Origin of the sequence: Pseudomonas pseudonitroreducens (assembly GCF_021603645.1) — a bacterium.
Lineage (GTDB): Bacteria > Pseudomonadota > Gammaproteobacteria > Pseudomonadales > Pseudomonadaceae > Pseudomonas > Pseudomonas pseudonitroreducens.
Genome location: NZ_BQHJ01000017.1, coordinates 75,747 through 92,432, shown reverse-complemented (window position 1 = coordinate 92,432; position 16,686 = coordinate 75,747). Strand labels below are relative to the sequence as shown.

The following is a 16,686-nucleotide window of genomic DNA, read 5'->3' as shown; positions in this document are numbered from 1 at the left end:
GTGCAGGCCATGTACAAGATCCTGATCGCCGACGATCACCCGCTGTTCCGCGAGGCGATCCACAACGTCATCGCCGACGGCTTCCCCGGCAGCGAAGTGATGGAAACCGCCGACCTCGACAGCGCCCTGGGCCTGACCCAGGAACACGACGATCTCGACCTGATCCTGCTCGACCTGAACATGCCCGGCATGCACGGCCTCAACGGCCTGATGAGCCTGCGTAACGAGGCGCCGACCATCCCGGTGGTGATCGTCTCCGCCGAGCAGGACAAACAGGTGGTCCTGCAGGCCATCACCTACGGCGCGGTGGGCTTCATCACCAAATCCTCGCCACGCGTGCAGATGACCGAGGCCATCGAGCAGATTCTCAACGGCAACGTCTACCTGCCATCGGACATCATCCGCACGCAGAAGTCCTCGCCGCGCCGCAGCGGCCAGGAGGACCACAGCATCCCGCCGGAACTGCTGCAGGCGCTGACCCGCAAGCAGTTGCTGGTGCTGGAGCGGATGACCAAGGGCGAATCGAACAAGCAGATCGCCTACAACCTGGAGATCGCCGAAACCACGGTGAAAGCCCACGTCTCCGCCATCCTGCGCAAGCTGAAGGTGCACAATCGCGTGCAGGCGATCCTCTGTGCCGGAGACATCGACTTTGCCGCCTACCTGCGTCGCTGAACCCTGCCCCACCGTGCCAACGAGACCGCTACCGGGAACCACTCGATGCCCTCCACCCGCACCCTGAGCCTCACCGGCCTGGCGATGATCGCCTTTGCCGGCAACTCGATCCTCTGTCGCCTGGCCCTGAAAGCCACCAGTATCGATGCGGTGAGCTTCACCGGCATCCGCATCTTCTCGGGCGCGCTGATGCTCGCCCTGCTGCTCAGACTGCGCCGCCGCGCCGCCCGCGAAGGCGGCAACTGGCGCGCAGCGGCAGCGCTGTTCGTCTACGCCGCGGCGTTCTCCTACGCCTACGTGCAACTGGACGCAGGCACCGGCGCGCTGCTGCTGTTCGGCGCGGTACAGGTGACCATGATCGTGGTCGGCCTGCTGCGTGGCGAAAGCCTGCGCGGGCAAGCCCTGCTCGGTTTCCTCCTGGCGCTGGGTGGCTTGCTCGTGCAACTGCTGCCCAGTGCGAGCGCTCCGCCGCTGGCGGGGGCCCTGCTGATGCTGCTCTCCGGCGTGGCCTGGGGGCTGTACTCGCTGCTTGGGCGCACCGGCAGCGATCCGCTGGCGATCAGCACCGGCAACTTCGTGCGCGCCATCGCCTTCGCCGCGCTGCTGGCGGCGTTCTTCCATTCCGATCTGCGGGTGGACAGCATCGGCGCCGTCTATGCCGTACTCTCCGGCGCAGTGGCCTCGGGGATCGGCTACGCCATCTGGTACAGCGCGCTACCGGGCCTGTCGGCCATCCAGGGCGCTTCGGTGCAGTTGAGCGTACCCATTCTCGCCGCCCTTTCCGGCGCCGTGCTGCTCGGCGAGGCAATCAGCCTGCGCCTGGCCATGGTGTCGCTGGCCGTGCTCGGCGGCATCGCGCTGATCCTGCTGGCCAAGGTGCGCGCTCCAACCCCTCTGGCACCAACCAAAGCTTAGAGGCGTCCAACACCCGAGCTTCCGGTGCATGTCTCTACGTAGGATGGCGTGGAGCGCAGCGATACCCATCGATCTGGTGCACTTACAGCATGGGTATCGCCTAGGCTCCACCCATCCTACGCAGCTCCCGTGGCTTAGCGTGCCCGATCCGGACTTTCTCCTTGTAGGAGCGGGCGCGCCGCCAGGCTTCTGATCTTGTAGGAGCGGACTCCGTCCGCGATAGGTCCGCATCACGCCGGAGGACATCACGGATAGAGTCCGCTCCTACAAAAAGGCGTCCGCGCCGCCTCAGTGGGCGCTATCGATCAGATGGCACAGCGCGGTCTTCAGCTTCATCGGCCGCACCGGCTTGTGCATCAAGGTGTGCCCCAGCTCGCGGACCTGCTGCTTCAGCTCGTTGCTGTAGTTGGCGGTGATCATCAGCGCCGGCAGCGGTGTACCGCGGCGGGCGTTGATCGAGGCCACGGCGTCGACGCCGTTCAGGCCATCGTCGAGGTGGTAATCGACGATCAGCAAATCCGACTCGGCATGGAAGTTGTCCACCTGCCGCGCCAGGTCCTCCTCCGACAGCGCCGTCACGACCTGGCAACCCCAGGTTTCCAGCAGCGTGCGCATACCGGCGCAGATCGATGCATCGTTATCCAGCACCCAAACCCGGGAGCCGCGCAGGCGTTCCACCAGATCGTCGGCAGTGCGCTCCGGTTCCGGCGCGCTGCGCGCGACGCGGCGCGCCAGGGGCACTTCGATGGCGAAGCGCGAACCCTTGCCCGGCACCGAGTCCACCTGGATGCGATGGCCGAGCATGCGCGCAATCTTCTCGACGATGGCCAGGCCCAGGCCCAACCCGCGATCCTGATGCAAGCGCTGCACATCGCCGCGCTTGAACTCCTGGAATATCTCGCCGAGCTTGTCGCCGGCGATCCCCACGCCGGTGTCCCAGACCTCGATCCACAGGCTGTGCCGGCGTCGCCGACAGCCCAGCAGCACGCGCCCGGCAGGCGTGTAGCGAATGGCGTTGGTCAGCAGGTTGCGCAGAATCCGCGCCAGCAACTGGATATCGCTGCGCACCTGGGCGCCGCAGGGCACGAAGTCCAGCGCCAGGCCTTCGCTGGCGGCCACCTGGCGGTATTCGGCGGCGAGGTTGCCGAGCAGTTCGCTGACCTCGAACGAGGCGATGTCCGGCTTGATCACCCCGGCATCCAGCTTGGAGATGTCCACCAGGGTGCCGAGCAGCGTCTCCACGTCTTCCAGCGACTGGCTGATGTTGCGCACCAGCGCTTCGCCACTGCGCTCCTGCAGGGCACTGGTGAACAACCGGGCAGCATTCAGCGGCTGCAGCAGGTCATGGCTGACCGCGGCGAGGAACTTGGTCTTCGACAGGTTGGCCTGCTCCGCCTCGCGCTTGGCCTCGCGCAGCCGCCCCTCGACCTGGCTGCGCTCGTCGATCTCGCGCTTGAGCTGGTCGTTGAGGCTGGTCAGCTCGGCGGTGCGTTCGCGTACCCGTTGCTCCAGGTTCTGGTAGGCCTGGTGCAGCGCCTCGGCGGTGCGGCGGCGCTCGGTGATATCGCGGATCAGCACGAACAGCCCGCTTACCGTGCCGTCGGCCTGGCGGTTGGGCACGTAGGAGCGCTGCATGTAGCGCTCCTGCCCGGCAAGGTTGGTCTCGGCGATCTCGAAGGTGACGCTTTCTCCCGACAGCGCGCGCTCGAAGTACGGCTCCAGGCGCTGGCAATGCTCGGCGCCATGCACCTCGCGCAGGTTGCGCCCGAGCATCGAGCCGCTGGGCCAGCGGTACCACTCCTCGTAGACCTTGTTGGTGAAGTCGTAGTCGAGGTCGGCGGTCAGGTAGGCGATCAGCGCCGGCACCTGGTCGGTGATCAGGCGAATCCAGCGTTCACTTTCACGCAATGCCTCGGCGTGGCGATAGCGCTCGGTAATGTCGGTGAAGGTGTTGACGAAACCGCCGGTGGGCAAGGCGTGGGTGCGAATCTCCAGCATGCGGCCGTCGAACAGGCGCTGCTCGATCACCCCGTCCGCCTCGCCTTTGCCTGCGCGGCTGCGCGGCGTCAACAGCGGCAGTTCGCTTTCCGCCATGACCTCGGCGAAGGGCCGGTGCGCCTCGATCGGCGCCAGCCCGCAAAGTTCGAGGAAGCGCCGGTTCCACAGCTCCAGCGCACCATCGGCACCGACCATGGCCACGCCCTGGGACAGGTTGTCCACGGCGCGCTGCAACAGGTGCGACTTCTGCGCCACTGCCTGCTCGCGGCGAGCCATCTCGTTCTGCTTGATCTCGGTGATATCGCTGTAGAGCACCACCAGCCCGCCGTCGCGGGTCGGCCGCTCGGTCACGCGCACCCAACGGTCATTGCGCAGGCGGTAAAGGGTGTGCTCGTCATCGTTGCTGCGCTGTTCCTCGACGATCAGCCCGCTGCTCTGCGCCAGCCGCCGCACTTCGCTCAGGCGCGTGCCGGCGCCGACACGGGCACGGGTCTGCGCCCAGAACGCACGGAAACGCTCGTTGTAGAGCACGATGCGCTGCTGTGGGTCGAACAGCACAAAGGCGTCGGAGATGCTTTCGATGGCATCCAGCAGGTGCTGGTGCGCGGTCTCGGCGCGCAGGCGCGCGTCGCTGAGCAACTGGTTGCTGGACTTCAGTTCGACCATGGCTTCGCTCAGCGCATCGGTGCGCTCACGCACCTGCTCGGCGAGCACCACCGAATGCTGGAAGGCGCCGTAGGCGTTGTCGCCGCGGGACGTCGCGGACTCCACGCGCTCGATCAGCGCCGCGTTGATCCGCTGCAGCTTGTGGTTGTCGCGCTGCAGCTCGTCGATCCGCGCGCGCAGTTCAGCCTCCGGCGTTGCCCCGAGGACGGCCAATGGCGACACCGGTGAAGGTCTGGTTGATATGCATGCCATTGAATTGTTCCCCGTAGGTGTTGAAGCCGATCACCTGCTGGCGGCGGAGAAACTCGGCGGTGGGTTCGGTATCGCCGGCCACTTCCAGTTCCAGGCGACGCAGGAAGCAATCGCAGCCGATGGTCAGCAATGGCGGGCCGAGGCGCTCATGCAGGCGCTGGAATTGCGCCTGCAGCCCCGGCAGCAGAGGGCCGGTGCTCATGGCGGTGAGAACGATGCCGTTCTCCACCGCGCAATAGAAAGTCAGGCTGAGGTCATCGTTGACCTGCTGGATCGAGCGCACGTAGTACTGGTCGCGCACCCGCACCGCCAGCGGGTGCGCCGGGAACAGCGAGAAATCCAGCTGCTCCAGCGGCACGCCGACCAGCCGGGCGAACTCCAGGGCGGCCGGTTCGGCGTTGAGTTCCAGCACCCGACGGCTGTCGCTGTCGGCGCGGGTGACCACCAGTTTCTCTTCGCTGGGCAGCACGTGGTGGGTGGTGAACACCTCGAAGTCCAGCCAGGTGTTGAACAGCACCACCACTGCCGCGCCGGTGTGGAACTGGCCCTGGTAATAGACGTGGGTGTGGGTCAGGTGGTTGTCGTCACCGGCCGAGCCACCGAAATGCGGAATGGCGCCAAGGGCGGCACTGAGCGCGGCGAGCACCACTTCCTCGCGACTGGAGAGGCCGTCGAGCAGGGTCAGGGCGAAACTGTGGTCCTTGATTGGCGCGAGCCCTGCACTGCGGCAGTCGGCCACCAGGGATTCGACCATCTGCTGGGCGTCGATCAGGCTGAAGCGCTCCATCTCGTCCACCAGCGCGCAGGAGATGGCGAAGCTGCGCAGGTCGAAGCCCACGGCGCTGACGCAGCCACGCCCATAGCCCTGCGGGGTGATCTCGCCGGCAGTGGTGCAACCGGCCAGGTCGATGCCACCGAAATACTGTTCCAGCGCGGCGGCCAGCGCCGGCAGGTCGTATTCGGCGGAACAGAAGAACAGCACGAAACCGAGATTGGGGTGGATCAACTGGCGCGCCAGGTCCTGGGCAACCGCCTCGACGTCGCGCGCATCGGACATGCCGCGAACGACTCCTTGTGTTTCGTGCATGGCGTACGCCCAGTCAGGATATCGACGCTGGCATTCTACGAAGCGGCTGGAGCAGGCCCCATGCTACTTGGGTCGCGGCGGGTCTATCCGAAAGTAGCGGGATGTCTGTAGGAGCGGGCCGCACCCGCGATCACGCGCTTGAGGCGCTCCCTCGAGTCAGCGTCGGGCTTTCCAATTGCGATGCCTGGAGCTTGGGTATTTCGGCGCCGCTTTTGCGTACGCGCGGGCTCAGTGTTTCGCCCCCTCGGGCGAGTTACTTTCTCAAACGCCAGAAAGTAACCAAAGGGCTCGCCCCTACATCCGGTTTTTCGCTTCGCGAAAAATACCCTCGGTTCCTCGGAGTTTCAGGGGCCCGCCACGAAGGGCCATCCATGGCCCATCGTGGCTCTCGCGACATCCATGTCGCTCAACCCCTGAAACTCCGATCACCTTCGACCTCCTGAAAGGGGCACTCCGGAGCGCGCGGATGTTTCTCTGGAAGACTTCATGAGCCAGAGCAATGACGCTACTTGTCAGGCCCCCAGGAGCGGGCCCTGCCAGCGTTAGCCCATCGGCCAGAACAGCAACGTCAGTACCAGCATCACGGCGTAGAACCCCGTTTCCACCGTCTCCGTCCACGGCTGAATCCTGCGCAGCGCGCCGTAGATGTGCACCACCACCATGAACCCCGCCACCGCCGCCAGCACCTCGAAAGTGGTCGCCAGCGCCTCGCCGGTCAGCGCCGCGCGCAGCATCAGGGCTTCGACGATAAGGATGAACGCCCCCAGGCAGCGCCCGAAATACACCGCAAGATCGGTGTGCTCCGGCAACTGCCACTGCATCAGCCGCGCCCACAGCAGCGGCACCAGGAAGATGGGCAAGGCGAACACCAGGGTGGTAGCGATGGACAGGACCAGCAGGTAAGTCTGCGCGTACGCGCTCCACAATCCGATCATGACGAGCCTTCCTTGAAGTGAAGAAAAAAGGCGGGCGGCACGCTGTGCCAACCCGCCGAAATCGAGCCAAAGGAGTTTGCGCAGTTACCAGTTGAGGACGGCGCCCACCGCGAAGGTGTCGGTGTCCTCGCTGACGGTGGAGCCCTTGCGGCCGTCGATCTCGTAGACGTTGTACTCGGCCACCAGCTTGAGGTTGTCGTTGATGCTGCGGAAGTAGGCGATGCCCTTGGTGGAGTAGTCTGCCGCGCTGCCCAGGCCGTTGCCGTCGTCGCGGGTCTCGCCGGTGGACAGCGCCACGCGGTTCTTGCCCCAGCTGTAGGAGCCCTGCAGCAGCACGCCGCGGCTGTCGACTTCACGCAGCGCGGCTTCGCCGGCGTTGTTGGTGAAGAACGGGTTGATGCCCTTGGCGGTGAAGCCCGAACCGGTCAGCGAGAAGCCGCCGATCTTTGCCTGGAGGCCATAGCCCAGGCCCTTGGAGGTCACGCTGTCGACTTCGTCGTTGGTGTTCTTCGAGGTCTGGTAGGCGCCGTTGACCCAGCTGTAGATCTTCGCCCCGCCGACATCGAACTGGTAGCTGATCTCGCTTTCGTAGCGTGGGTTGTCCTGGTAGGCCTTGTCGTCGAGGCCGTCGCTGGCGTCCTTGTCGATCTGGTTGGTATCGATCGGGTCCATGATGCCGACGGCGACGTGCAGCCCTTCCACCAAGCTGTTGTTGCGGTAGGTGATCTGCGAGGTCGGGAACGGGTACGGGTAGCCGGTGCCGATGTTGCCGAACGACACGCCCTTGCCGTCCACCAGGCCGAGGGTATCGCTGGCGTTGCCGAAGCCGGCGAGCAGTTCGTCGAGGAAGATGTTGGAGCGCGAGAACAGGCCGAAGTCCTTGCCGATCAGCACCTCGCCCCAGTCGCCGGCGACATTGCCGTAGAACTGACGGACGTCGATGGCAGTGTCGGTGCCGTCCTGCTCGCTGTCGTTGATGGTGACCCAGAACGAGGAGCGCCCGGTAAGGGTCAGGCCATCGATCTTCTTGCCGAAATTGAAGCCGATGTAGTTCGGCAGGAAGCCCATCTTCACCCGTGACTGGCGACGGTCGTAGGTTTCACCGTTACGGTCGACGTCGCTGTTGACGTAGAAGGCATTGAAGTAGCCGTCGGTGGAGAAAGTGGTGTCGTCCTTGTCGTACAACAGGATGTCGGCGCGAGCCCCGCTCGACGCTGAAGACAGGGCCAGGGTGGCCAATGCCAGCGGCAGGAGCTGGCGGCGGACGGCGATGTTGTTCTTGTTCATGGCGCTCTCCGGGTGGATGGATCGACTGTGGGTCAGTCGTGTCGGAGGCGATTATCGAAACGCCCATGGCTTCGCCATACGCTGCCTTGGCGCTGCTTGCACAGGCCTTGCGAAGGTCTCGCGGGAGCGCTGCGCAAGGCTCTGCGACTGCTCCGACCTCGGGTTCGCGGCGAAGGTCGCGGGCACTCGCTACCGCCGGCCCCCTACCGAGGAGCAGTACCTTGGGACAGCACCGGAGGCGTAAGGCAAAAGTCGCCCGGGCAGCGCCTGGCGGACGCCACCTTCGTGCCGAAGTACGAGGATCAGGCGTGGCTGAGCAGCAGCCAGTGGCCGCCCTGGGCGCAGGTCAGGCTCGAATGCGCGGCGCGCAACTCGGTGGCGCCAAGGCTTCCGAGGGCGCGGGCCATGGTCGCCTGGTGCGCTGGCCCGACACCCGCCAGCTGATCGTTCCAGACCTGCTGCAGGCGCTCGGAGAAGTCGCCAGGCGCGCGAGCCAGCTCCGCAGCCAGTGGCACACGCAGGCTGTCGACGCGCTGCGGGTCGATGCGCAGCAGGGCCTCGCCCTGGCGGAAGAGGAAGCTGTCCACCTCGGCCTGCAACTCCACCGCCGACAGCAGCGGCGACTGCACGGCGAAGAGAATGCCGCGGCGCATGCCTACCTGGCGGAAACCGCAGTACAGCGCATAGGCCAGTTGCCGCTCGCCACGCAGCCAGTGGAGGAACGCCGGCTCCAGCACGCGGGCCAGCAGGCGCCACGCGGCTTCGTCCGCCGCCGAGCGCGACGCCAGTGGGCAGAACAGCAACAGCGCCGCTTCGCCCGGCAGCTCCAGCACCTGGCGGTGACGGCCGGGTGGTCCGCTGCGCGGTGGCAGCGGACTGGTGCTGGAATAACCCGCCAGGGTGTCGGGCAACTCGATGCCCAGGGTCAGGGCATCCCAGTGGGCGGCCGACCAGTCCGGCAGCGCGGCACTGTCTCCGCCGAGCACCTGCGGCAACAGGTCGAGCAACTGGCGGATCGGCATTTCCCCTTCGCGGCGCCGGCGCTCGGCGGCGAGCAGGCGCTCACCCTGCGCCAGCACCGCAGCAGGGGGATGCTGGAGGGCCTGGATCGCGCTCTCGGCCAGCTCGGCGAGCGGCTTCTTCGCACCGCAGAGCATCAGCGCCCAATCACTTTCCAGGGCATCCAGACGCAGCACCGCGCCGTCGTGGCGCGCGGCGCCAGCCAGCGGCCGCAGGGCCTGGCGGGCAGCGAGGAAAGCCTGCCGCCCCGGCGCCTGCGCGAAGCGCCAGCGCAGGTACAGCGCTGCGGGCTCCGCCTCGCCGGGGGACTGTATCGGAGCAAAGGACCAGGCCTCGCCACGCCGAGGTTCGACGCTGCGCTGCGGACTACGCGTGACATCGAGCGTGAAGCCCGCCGAGGTGATCGACTCGCCTGGCAGCGACTCCGAGGCAAGCAGGCGGATCATCCGCGATGCCTGCAGCTGGCCGAGCCAGTTCGACGACTGCTCGCCGCGCGCGCGGCGCTGCAGTTGCTCCAGCACCGCGCTTGGCGCATCGACCGGCGCAGCGGCGAGAGCCTCCGGCGGCAACTTGCGCAGTGCCTCCAGCCAGGCAAGGAAGGCCGACTCGACGAGGTCGGCGCTGGCAGCCTCGGCCAATTCGAAATCGAAGCGCAGCAATGCCTGGCCGTTGGCGAAGCGGCTCAGGCGCGCACGGGCACTGTCGGCCAGGCCGTTCTGCCCCAGGCAGGCGAGCAGCGAACCGGGCGCCTCGTCGGCCAGCCAACCCTGCAGTTGCTGCAGCAGCGCACCACCCTCGCCCGCCATGCCGTCCAGGGCGAAGGCCAGGATCAGTCGCGGAGCGCCGGGCAAACGCAGCCGCAACTCATGGCCGGCCAGCGGCAGCAGCGATTCCTCACTGCTGCCTTCGGCAACCGTACCCGGCGCGAACACGGCCGCTTCGCGCTGCACCAGTGCCGCCAGTTCGTCCAGCTCTTGCGGGCCCTGCAACCAGAGTTCCAGCGCAGCGCCTGCCTGGCTGGCACGAATGAAGTCGCGCAGGGCCTGCTGGAACTCGGCGCTTTCCACCTTCAGGGTGTCGCGCCGGCCGGCGACGAAACGCCCCAATGGGTGCCCCGGTGCCACGGCCAGCGCCAGTGCAGCGTCGATCAGGGTGTCGGGGTCGCGACCACGCGCGAGGAACTCGGCTTCCAGCACATCGCGTTCGGCGACCTGTACGGCTTCATCCAGGCGCGGCCGCGCGAGCATGTCCAGCAGACGGGCCAGCCCGCCGCTGAGCTCATCTGCCGGCACTTCGAAGAAGTAGTCGGTATGCCGCGCGCGGGTGCTGGCATTGACCCGTCCACCGCGCGCCTGCACCCAGGGCATCAGCCGCTCGGACTCGACGAAGGTCTCGCCACAGAGGAACAGCAGGTGCTCGACGAAATGCGCAAGGCCGGGGAAGGCTTGCGGTTCGTCATGGCTGCCACGGGCGATGCGCAACAGCGCGGCGGCACGGCTGGCGCCAGGGCTGTGGACGACGGTGGCGCGCAGGCCGTTGGCGAGAGTCAGGGTCTTGGCGGGGTGGCTGTTCATCGGCATCCGGTCCGGTTCATGGCGCTCACCATCGCCCAAGGCGCGGCAAAGCGGAATACGGCTTTGGCAGCAAATACGTGCCGGCATTGGCCTGGGGCAGCTTGCCCGCTACCATTTCCGCCTCCACTCCAGCCACGGAATTGTCTGCCATGAGCACCGCCCTGCTGATCATCGATGTCCAGTCCGACCTGTGTACCGGCGACTCTGCCTGTTTCGACATCGACAACGTCCTGCAGCGCATCAACAACATCAGCCGTGCAGCGCGGGAGGCCAGCGTGCCGGTGCTGCTGGTGCAGCACGAAGACGATGACCTGCAGTATGGCAGCGCCGGCTGGCAGCTGGAAACGCGTCTGCTCATCGATGATTCCGACCTGAAGGTGCGCAAGACCACCCCGGACTCCTTCCTGCGTACCGGGCTGGCCGAGCTGCTGCAATCGCGCGGCATCGATCACCTGGTGATCTGCGGCCTGCAAAGCGACTACTGCGTCGACACCACTACCCGCCGCGCCCTGGCCCAGGGTTACAGCGTGACGCTGGTGGGCGATGCCCACTCCACCGTCGACAACGCCGTGCTCAGCGCCGCGCAGATCACCGCGCACCACAATGCGCTGCTGGGCAGCATCAGCAGCTTCGGCAAGCGCGCACGGGTGGTCCCGGCCGCCGAGGTACATTTCTGAGCGCCGTGAGGAGATCGCCATGAACTTCGACTGGAACGACATTCCAATCCTCCTCGCCCTCGCCCGCCACGGCAGCATGAGCGCCGCCGGCCGCGCACTGGGCGTCGACCCCTCGACCATGAGCCGGCGCCTGGTGGCGGCGGAAGCCGCGCTGCAGACGCGGCTGTTCATTCGCGACAACTCCGGCTACAAGGCCACCGACGCCGGCGAGGCCTTCCTCAGCCATGCCGAGCGCATCCTCGGCGATGTGCAGAGCATGCTGCTGGAAACCCGCGACGAGGCCAGCGCCATCAGCGGCAGCGTGCGCATCACGGCGGTGGACTTCCTTTTCAGCCACTGGCTGGTGCAGCACATGCCCCACCTGGCGCGCACCTACCCGGCACTGCAACTGCAACTGATCCCGGCGAACCGTTCGTTGTCCTTCACCCGCCGCGAGGCGGATTTTGCCCTGCGCCTGGCACGCCCGGCGGAAGACGCGGCACTGGTGATGCGCAAGGTCGCCGACATCGGTTTCGCCGTGTACGCCGCTACCTCCTTCTCCCGCGTGCCGGTGGAGCTGTGGCCACAGCAGGCCTGGCTGGGCTATGGCGAGGAACTCGACGATACGCCGGAGATGGCCTGGGTGCGCCGCTTCGCCCCCGGCGCCAACCTCGCCCTGCGCGCCAGCAGCGTGACCACGCTGATCCATGCCTGCCAGAGCGGCCTGGGCATGGCCTTGCTGCCGTGCATCCTCGGCGATCGCGAGGGTCTGGTGCGTCTTTCCGGGCCGGTAGTGGTGCGGGAAATCTGGCTGCTCAGCCACCGCGATGCCGGCCGCATCGGCCGCTTCCAGGCCGTCAGCGACTGGCTGCGCGAAGTCTTCGACCAGGATGCCGCCCAGCTCAGCGGCGAGCACCTCGATGCCCGCGTGCTGGGCCCGGTGGAAATCAGCCGCGGCTGATTCCTGACCATGAAAAAGCCCGGAGGTCTTGCGACATCCGGGCTTGCTGCTGCCGGGAGCGAATGCGTGGTTACGGCTGGACCGGCGGCAGGTACTGCAGGGTGGTGCCCAGTGCCCAGAGCAGGAACAGCACCAGCGGGATGTGTACCAGCAACTGGACGAAACTGAAACCGATCAGGTCGCGCGCCTTCAGGCCCAGCACGCCCAGCAGCGGCAGCATGTAGAACGGGTTGATCAGGTTCGGCAGCGCCTCGGCGGCGTTGTAGATCTGCACCGCCCAGCCCAGGTGGTACTGCAGCTCATTGGCCACCTGCATCACATAGGGCGCCTCGATGATCCACTTGCCGCCGCCGGACGGGATGAAGAAGCCCAGCACCGCCGAGTACACGCCCATCAGCAGCGCGTAGGTGTCGTGGGAGGCGATCTGCACGAAGAAGGTGGAGATGTGGTGGGCGATGGTCGAGCCGTCGCCGCCCTTCACCGTGGTCAGGATCGCGGCGATGGAACCGTACAGCGGGAACTGGATCAGCACCCCGGTGGTGGTCGGCACGGCGCGGGCCACGGCGTCGAGGAAGTTGCGTGGGCGCCAGTGCAGCAGCGCGCCCACCATGATGAACAGCAGGTTGTAGGTGTTCAGCCCGGAGATCGCGGTGATCGCCGGCTTGGTGCTGAACTCGTGGGCCAGCCAGCCACCGGCCAGCGCCACCAGCATCAGGATCAGCAGCGGGCTGTGTTCCAGCCATTCACCCGGGCGGGTCGCCTTCGGCGCACTCGGCGGAGTGAAGCTGACGTCCACGCCACAGGCCTTGGCATCGCGGGCGCTGCCGGCGCCGGGTGCGGTCATGTAGGCGATCACCAGCGACACCAGCACCAGGGCCAGCAGCATCACGCCGGATTGCCAGAGGAAGATGGTCTCGGTGAACGGGATGACGCCCGTGATCGCCAGGATCGACGGCGGCAGGCTGGCCGGGTTGGCCTGCAACTGCGCGGCGGACGACGACAGGCCCAGCGCCCACACGGCGCCCAGGCCCAGGTAGGCAGCGGCGCCGGCGGCGCGGTAGTCCATCTTCAGGTCTTCGCGGCGAGCCAGTGCGCGCACCAGCAGGCCGCCGAATACCAGGGACAGGCCCCAGTTGAGCAGCGAGGCGAGCATGGAGATCAGCGCCACCCAGGCCACCGCCGAACGGCCATTCTTCGGCACGCGGGCGAACAGGTCGATGAGTCGGGACGCCGGGCCGGAGCTGGCGACGACGTAGCCGCCAATCACCACGAAGGCCATCTGCATGGTGAAGGGAATCAGGCTCCAGAAACCGTCACCGAAGGCCTTGGCGGTTTCGCTGGCCGGCGCGCCGATGGCCAGGGCGGCGACGGTGACGATCAGCACCGCGAGAGCGGCGAAGACCCAGGAGTCGGGGAACCAGCGCTCGGCCCAGTTCGAACAGGCCATGGCGAAGCGCGCGGAGCGGCTGTCCTGCAAGGCGGTGCCGGGGGTGTGCACGTGGGAATTCATAACGATCTACCTCATTGTTCTTGTAATGGCTCATTTGTGATGAGCTCGTCTGTAACGGCAAAACATAAAAACCGCCCGGCCTGCGTGGGGCCGGACGGTGACGCAAGGTTTGTCGACGCCGGGGGACGTCGGAAACCGCGGCGGATGTCGTCTGTCGGTGTGCCCACCTACCATCCCGCCTGCCGGTCCGGCATTGCTACATGCCGGCCGGCGCTCGCCAATTGGTCGTTGGTCGCGTGGTTCTCAGTCGCGCCCCTTCAATCCCGGCTCAGGGCCATCGCCACGCCCTGGCCGCCACCGATGCAGAGGGTCGCCAGGCCCTTCTTTGCATCGCGGCGAAGCATTTCGTGGAGCAACGTCACCAGCACGCGCGCACCCGAGGCGCCGATCGGATGGCCGAGTGCAACGGCGCCGCCGTTGACGTTGACCTTCTCCGCGCTCCAGCCCAGTTCCTTGCCGACCGACAGCGCCTGCGCCGCAAAAGCCTCGTTGGCCTCGATCAGCTCGACCTCGTCCAGGCTCCAGCCGGCCTTCTCCAGGCAGCGACGGGTAGCAGTCACCGGGGCGATACCCATGATCGACGGGTCGACGCCGCTGCTGGCATAGGCTTGGATGCGCGCCAGAACCGGCAGGTTCAGACTGCGTGCGCGCTCGGCGCTCATCAGCAGCACGGCGGCGGCGCCATCGTTGAGGGTGGAGGCATTGCCTGCGGTGACGCTGCCGTCCTTCTTGAAAGCCGGCCTGAGCTTGGCCAGGGACTCGGCCGTGGTGCCGGCGCGCGGCTGCTCGTCGGTGGCGAAGGACAGCGGCTCACCCTTGCGCTGCGGGATCAGTACCGGGGTGATCTCGTCCTTGAAGCGTCCGGCCTCGATGGCCGAGGCGGCCTTGAGCTGCGACTGCGCGGCGAAGGCGTCCTGGGCTTCACGGCTGATGCCGAACTTCTCCGCCAGGTTCTCGGCGGTGATGCCCATGTGGTAGTCGTTGAAGGCGTCGATCAGGCCGTCGCGCAGCAGGGTGTCCTGCAGTTCGGCGTGGCCCATGCGCAGGCCGGTACGCGCCTTAGGCAGCACATAGGGCGCCAGGCTCATGCTTTCCTGGCCGCCGGCGATCACCACATCGGCGTCGCCGCAGCGGATCGCCTGGACGCCGAGGAACAGCGATTTCAGGCCCGAGCCGCAGAGCTTGTTGATGGTCATGGCCGGTACTTCCACCGGCAGGCCGGCGCCGATGGACGCCTGGCGCGCGGGATTCTGCCCGGCACCGGCGGTGAGCACCTGGCCGAGGATGACTTCGTCGACCTGGTCAGGCTTCACGCCGCTGCGTTCGAGCAGAGAGCGGATGACCAGGCTGCCCAGTTCATGGGCGGGAATGTTCGCCAGGCTGCCCTGGAAGGCGCCGATGGCGGTGCGGGTGGCGGCAACGATTACTACGTCTTGCATGGGTTTCACTCCAAAGCTGGCCATTGCTGTAGGAGCGAGCTTGCTCGCGAACGCTCTTGCTTCGTGTACAGGCCGGTTCGCGAGCAAGCTCGCTCCTACGAAAAGCAGATCAGAAGGTCATTTCCTTCACATCGTCCGGCACGATCAGGCGGCCGGCGGTCTTCTCGGCGATCTCGGCAACGCTCACGCCCGGCGCGGTCTCGCGCAGGATGAAGGCGCCGTCCTCGATCTCCAGGTAGGCCAGGTCGGTGAGCACCTTGCGGATGCAGCCGGCGCCGGTCAGCGGCAGCGAGCACTTGTCCAGCAGCTTGGATTCACCGTCCTTCGAAGCGTGGGTCATGGTGACGATGATGTTGTCCGCGCCGGCCACCAGGTCCATGGCGCCGCCCATGCCTTTCACCAGCTTGCCGGGGATCATCCAGGAGGCGATGTTGCCCTGTACGTCCACCTCGAAGGCACCGAGCACGGTGAGGTCGACGTGGCCGCCACGGATCATCGCGAAGGATTGCGCGGAGTCGAAGATCGAAGCGCCCTTCACGGCGGTCACGGTCTGCTTGCCGGCGTTGATCATGTCGGCGTCAACGCTGTCCTCGGTGGGAAATGCACCCATGCCGAGCAGGCCGTTCTCCGATTGCAGCATCACTTCCATGCCCTCGGGCACGTAGTTGGCGACCAGGGTCGGGATGCCGATGCCCAGGTTCACGTAGAAACCGTCCTGCAGCTCGCGCGCCACGCGCTGAGCCATCTGTTCGCGGGTAAGTGCCATGGCTGAATCTCTTCTCTTGTTCAATGCGGTTGAAGATCGAGCGAGCTAGCGACTGGCCAGGCGGATTTGAAACGAGGACGCGGAGTTTGGATGCCCTAGATGAGCAGGCCTTGTTTCCCGCCGCCAGGCCGACGCGCAGCCGATCCTTAGCGAGTCGTGCGCTTTTCGATGCGCTTTTCGAAGGAGCCCTGAATGATGCGGTCGACGTAGATGCCGGGGGTGTGGATCTGCGTCGGGTCCAGCTCGCCCGGCTCGACGATCTCTTCCACTTCGACGACGGTAATACGGCCCGCGGTGGCGACGATGGGATTGAAGTTCTGCGCGGTGTGGCGGTAGATGACGTTGCCATAGTGGTCGGCCTTCCAGCCCTTGACGATGGCGAAGTCGCCGGTGATGGCGCGTTCCATCACGTAATGGCGGCCGTCGAACTCGCGCACTTCCTTGCCTTCGGCGACCGGGGTGCCGTAGCCGGTGGCGGTGAAGAAGGCCGGGATGCCGGCGCCGCCAGCGCGGAGTTTTTCCGCCAGGGTGCCTTGCGGAGTGAGTTCGACCTCCAGCTCACCGGACAGCAGCTGCTGCTCGAACAGCGCGTTCTCGCCAACGTAGGAGGCGATCATCTTGCGGATCTGCCGGTCCTCCAGCAGCACTCCCAAGCCGAAGCCGTCGATGCCGCAGTTGTTGGAAACCACGGTCAGGCCCTTCACGCCCAGCTTGCGGATCTGCGCGATGAGGTTTTCCGGGATGCCGCAGATACCGAAACCGCCCGCCAGTACCGTCATGTCGTCGCTGAGCCCGGCGAGGGCTTCCTCGTAACTGCCTACACGCTTGTCGAGTCCTGCCATGTTGCTGCCTCTTTCTTATTTGGAATGTCCGACCCATCGGTCAGAGAGCGAATGCAGCTTCACCGGCAAGGACTGATTTGTTAAGTTTGTTTTTCCAATCGAT

At 66.3% G+C, this 16,686-nt stretch carries 13 protein-coding genes; 4 read left to right on the top strand and 9 right to left on the bottom strand.

What is annotated here, in order from left to right; genetic code table 11:
- Positions 1–9 precede the first annotated feature (9 nt).
- Complete coding sequence (agmR, locus tag L6D89_RS30645) at positions 10–675, top strand: response regulator AgmR (protein ID WP_024764454.1); 666 nt, start codon at positions 10–12, stop codon at positions 673–675.
- A gap of 45 nt (positions 676–720) precedes the next feature.
- Entirely contained in the window at positions 721–1,590 is an 870-nt protein-coding gene (locus tag L6D89_RS30640) for a DMT family transporter (protein ID WP_236174910.1), read from the top strand.
- 288 nt (positions 1,591–1,878) lie between these two features.
- Here L6D89_RS30640 and nahK read toward each other — a convergent pair whose 3' ends face one another.
- The 5 genes from nahK to pqqF all read right to left on the bottom strand — a co-directional run bounded on the left by nahK (position 1,879) and on the right by pqqF (position 10,409).
- Positions 1,879–4,506, bottom strand: coding sequence for a hybrid sensor histidine kinase/response regulator NahK/ErcS' (gene nahK, locus L6D89_RS30635; protein WP_236174909.1), 2,628 nt, complete (start codon positions 4,504–4,506; stop codon positions 1,879–1,881).
- Entirely contained in the window at positions 4,436–5,593 is a 1,158-nt protein-coding gene (nosP, locus tag L6D89_RS30630; RefSeq protein WP_236174908.1) for a nitric oxide-sensing protein NosP, read from the bottom strand. The genes nahK and nosP overlap by 71 nt, the downstream gene beginning before the upstream one ends.
- A gap of 542 nt (positions 5,594–6,135) precedes the next feature.
- Entirely contained in the window at positions 6,136–6,528 is a 393-nt protein-coding gene (locus tag L6D89_RS30625; protein WP_236202147.1) for a hypothetical protein, read from the bottom strand.
- Positions 6,529–6,612: 84 nt separating this feature from the next.
- Positions 6,613–7,815 (bottom strand): porin family protein, encoded by a 1,203-nt coding sequence (locus L6D89_RS30620; RefSeq protein WP_236174906.1) that lies wholly within the window; start codon positions 7,813–7,815, stop codon positions 6,613–6,615.
- A 302-nt stretch (positions 7,816–8,117) separates the two neighbouring features.
- Positions 8,118–10,409, bottom strand: a complete 2,292-nt coding sequence (gene pqqF / locus L6D89_RS30615; protein WP_236202146.1) for a pyrroloquinoline quinone biosynthesis protein PqqF — start codon at positions 10,407–10,409, stop codon at positions 8,118–8,120.
- A 149-nt stretch (positions 10,410–10,558) separates the two neighbouring features.
- Between pqqF and L6D89_RS30610 the strand changes: the two genes are divergently transcribed.
- Entirely contained in the window at positions 10,559–11,086 is a 528-nt protein-coding gene (locus L6D89_RS30610; protein ID WP_236202145.1) for a cysteine hydrolase family protein, read from the top strand.
- A gap of 19 nt (positions 11,087–11,105) precedes the next feature.
- The gene (locus L6D89_RS30605) at positions 11,106–12,026 is read left to right on the top strand and encodes a LysR family transcriptional regulator (RefSeq protein WP_236174903.1); all 921 of its coding nucleotides are present in this window, start codon (positions 11,106–11,108) and stop codon (positions 12,024–12,026) included.
- Positions 12,027–12,096: 70 nt separating this feature from the next.
- On the opposite strand, the gene L6D89_RS30600 is transcribed toward L6D89_RS30605, so the two are convergent.
- From L6D89_RS30600 to L6D89_RS30585, 4 genes are all read right to left on the bottom strand, one after another.
- Entirely contained in the window at positions 12,097–13,536 is a 1,440-nt protein-coding gene (locus L6D89_RS30600) for a short-chain fatty acid transporter (protein ID WP_236202144.1), read from the bottom strand.
- Positions 13,537–13,793: 257 nt separating this feature from the next.
- Positions 13,794–14,975 carry an acetyl-CoA C-acetyltransferase gene (locus L6D89_RS30595; RefSeq protein WP_236202143.1) on the bottom strand — a complete coding sequence of 394 codons (1,182 nt, stop codon included), beginning with the start codon at positions 14,973–14,975 and terminating at the stop codon, positions 13,794–13,796.
- Positions 14,976–15,084: 109 nt separating this feature from the next.
- Positions 15,085–15,741, bottom strand: coding sequence for a CoA transferase subunit B (locus L6D89_RS30590; protein ID WP_205335687.1), 657 nt, complete (start codon positions 15,739–15,741; stop codon positions 15,085–15,087).
- 146 nt (positions 15,742–15,887) lie between these two features.
- Positions 15,888–16,583: a CoA transferase subunit A gene (locus L6D89_RS30585; RefSeq protein WP_236174900.1), complete on the bottom strand. Its 696-nt coding sequence runs from the start codon at positions 16,581–16,583 to the stop codon at positions 15,888–15,890.
- Positions 16,584–16,686: the final 103 nt, after the last annotated feature.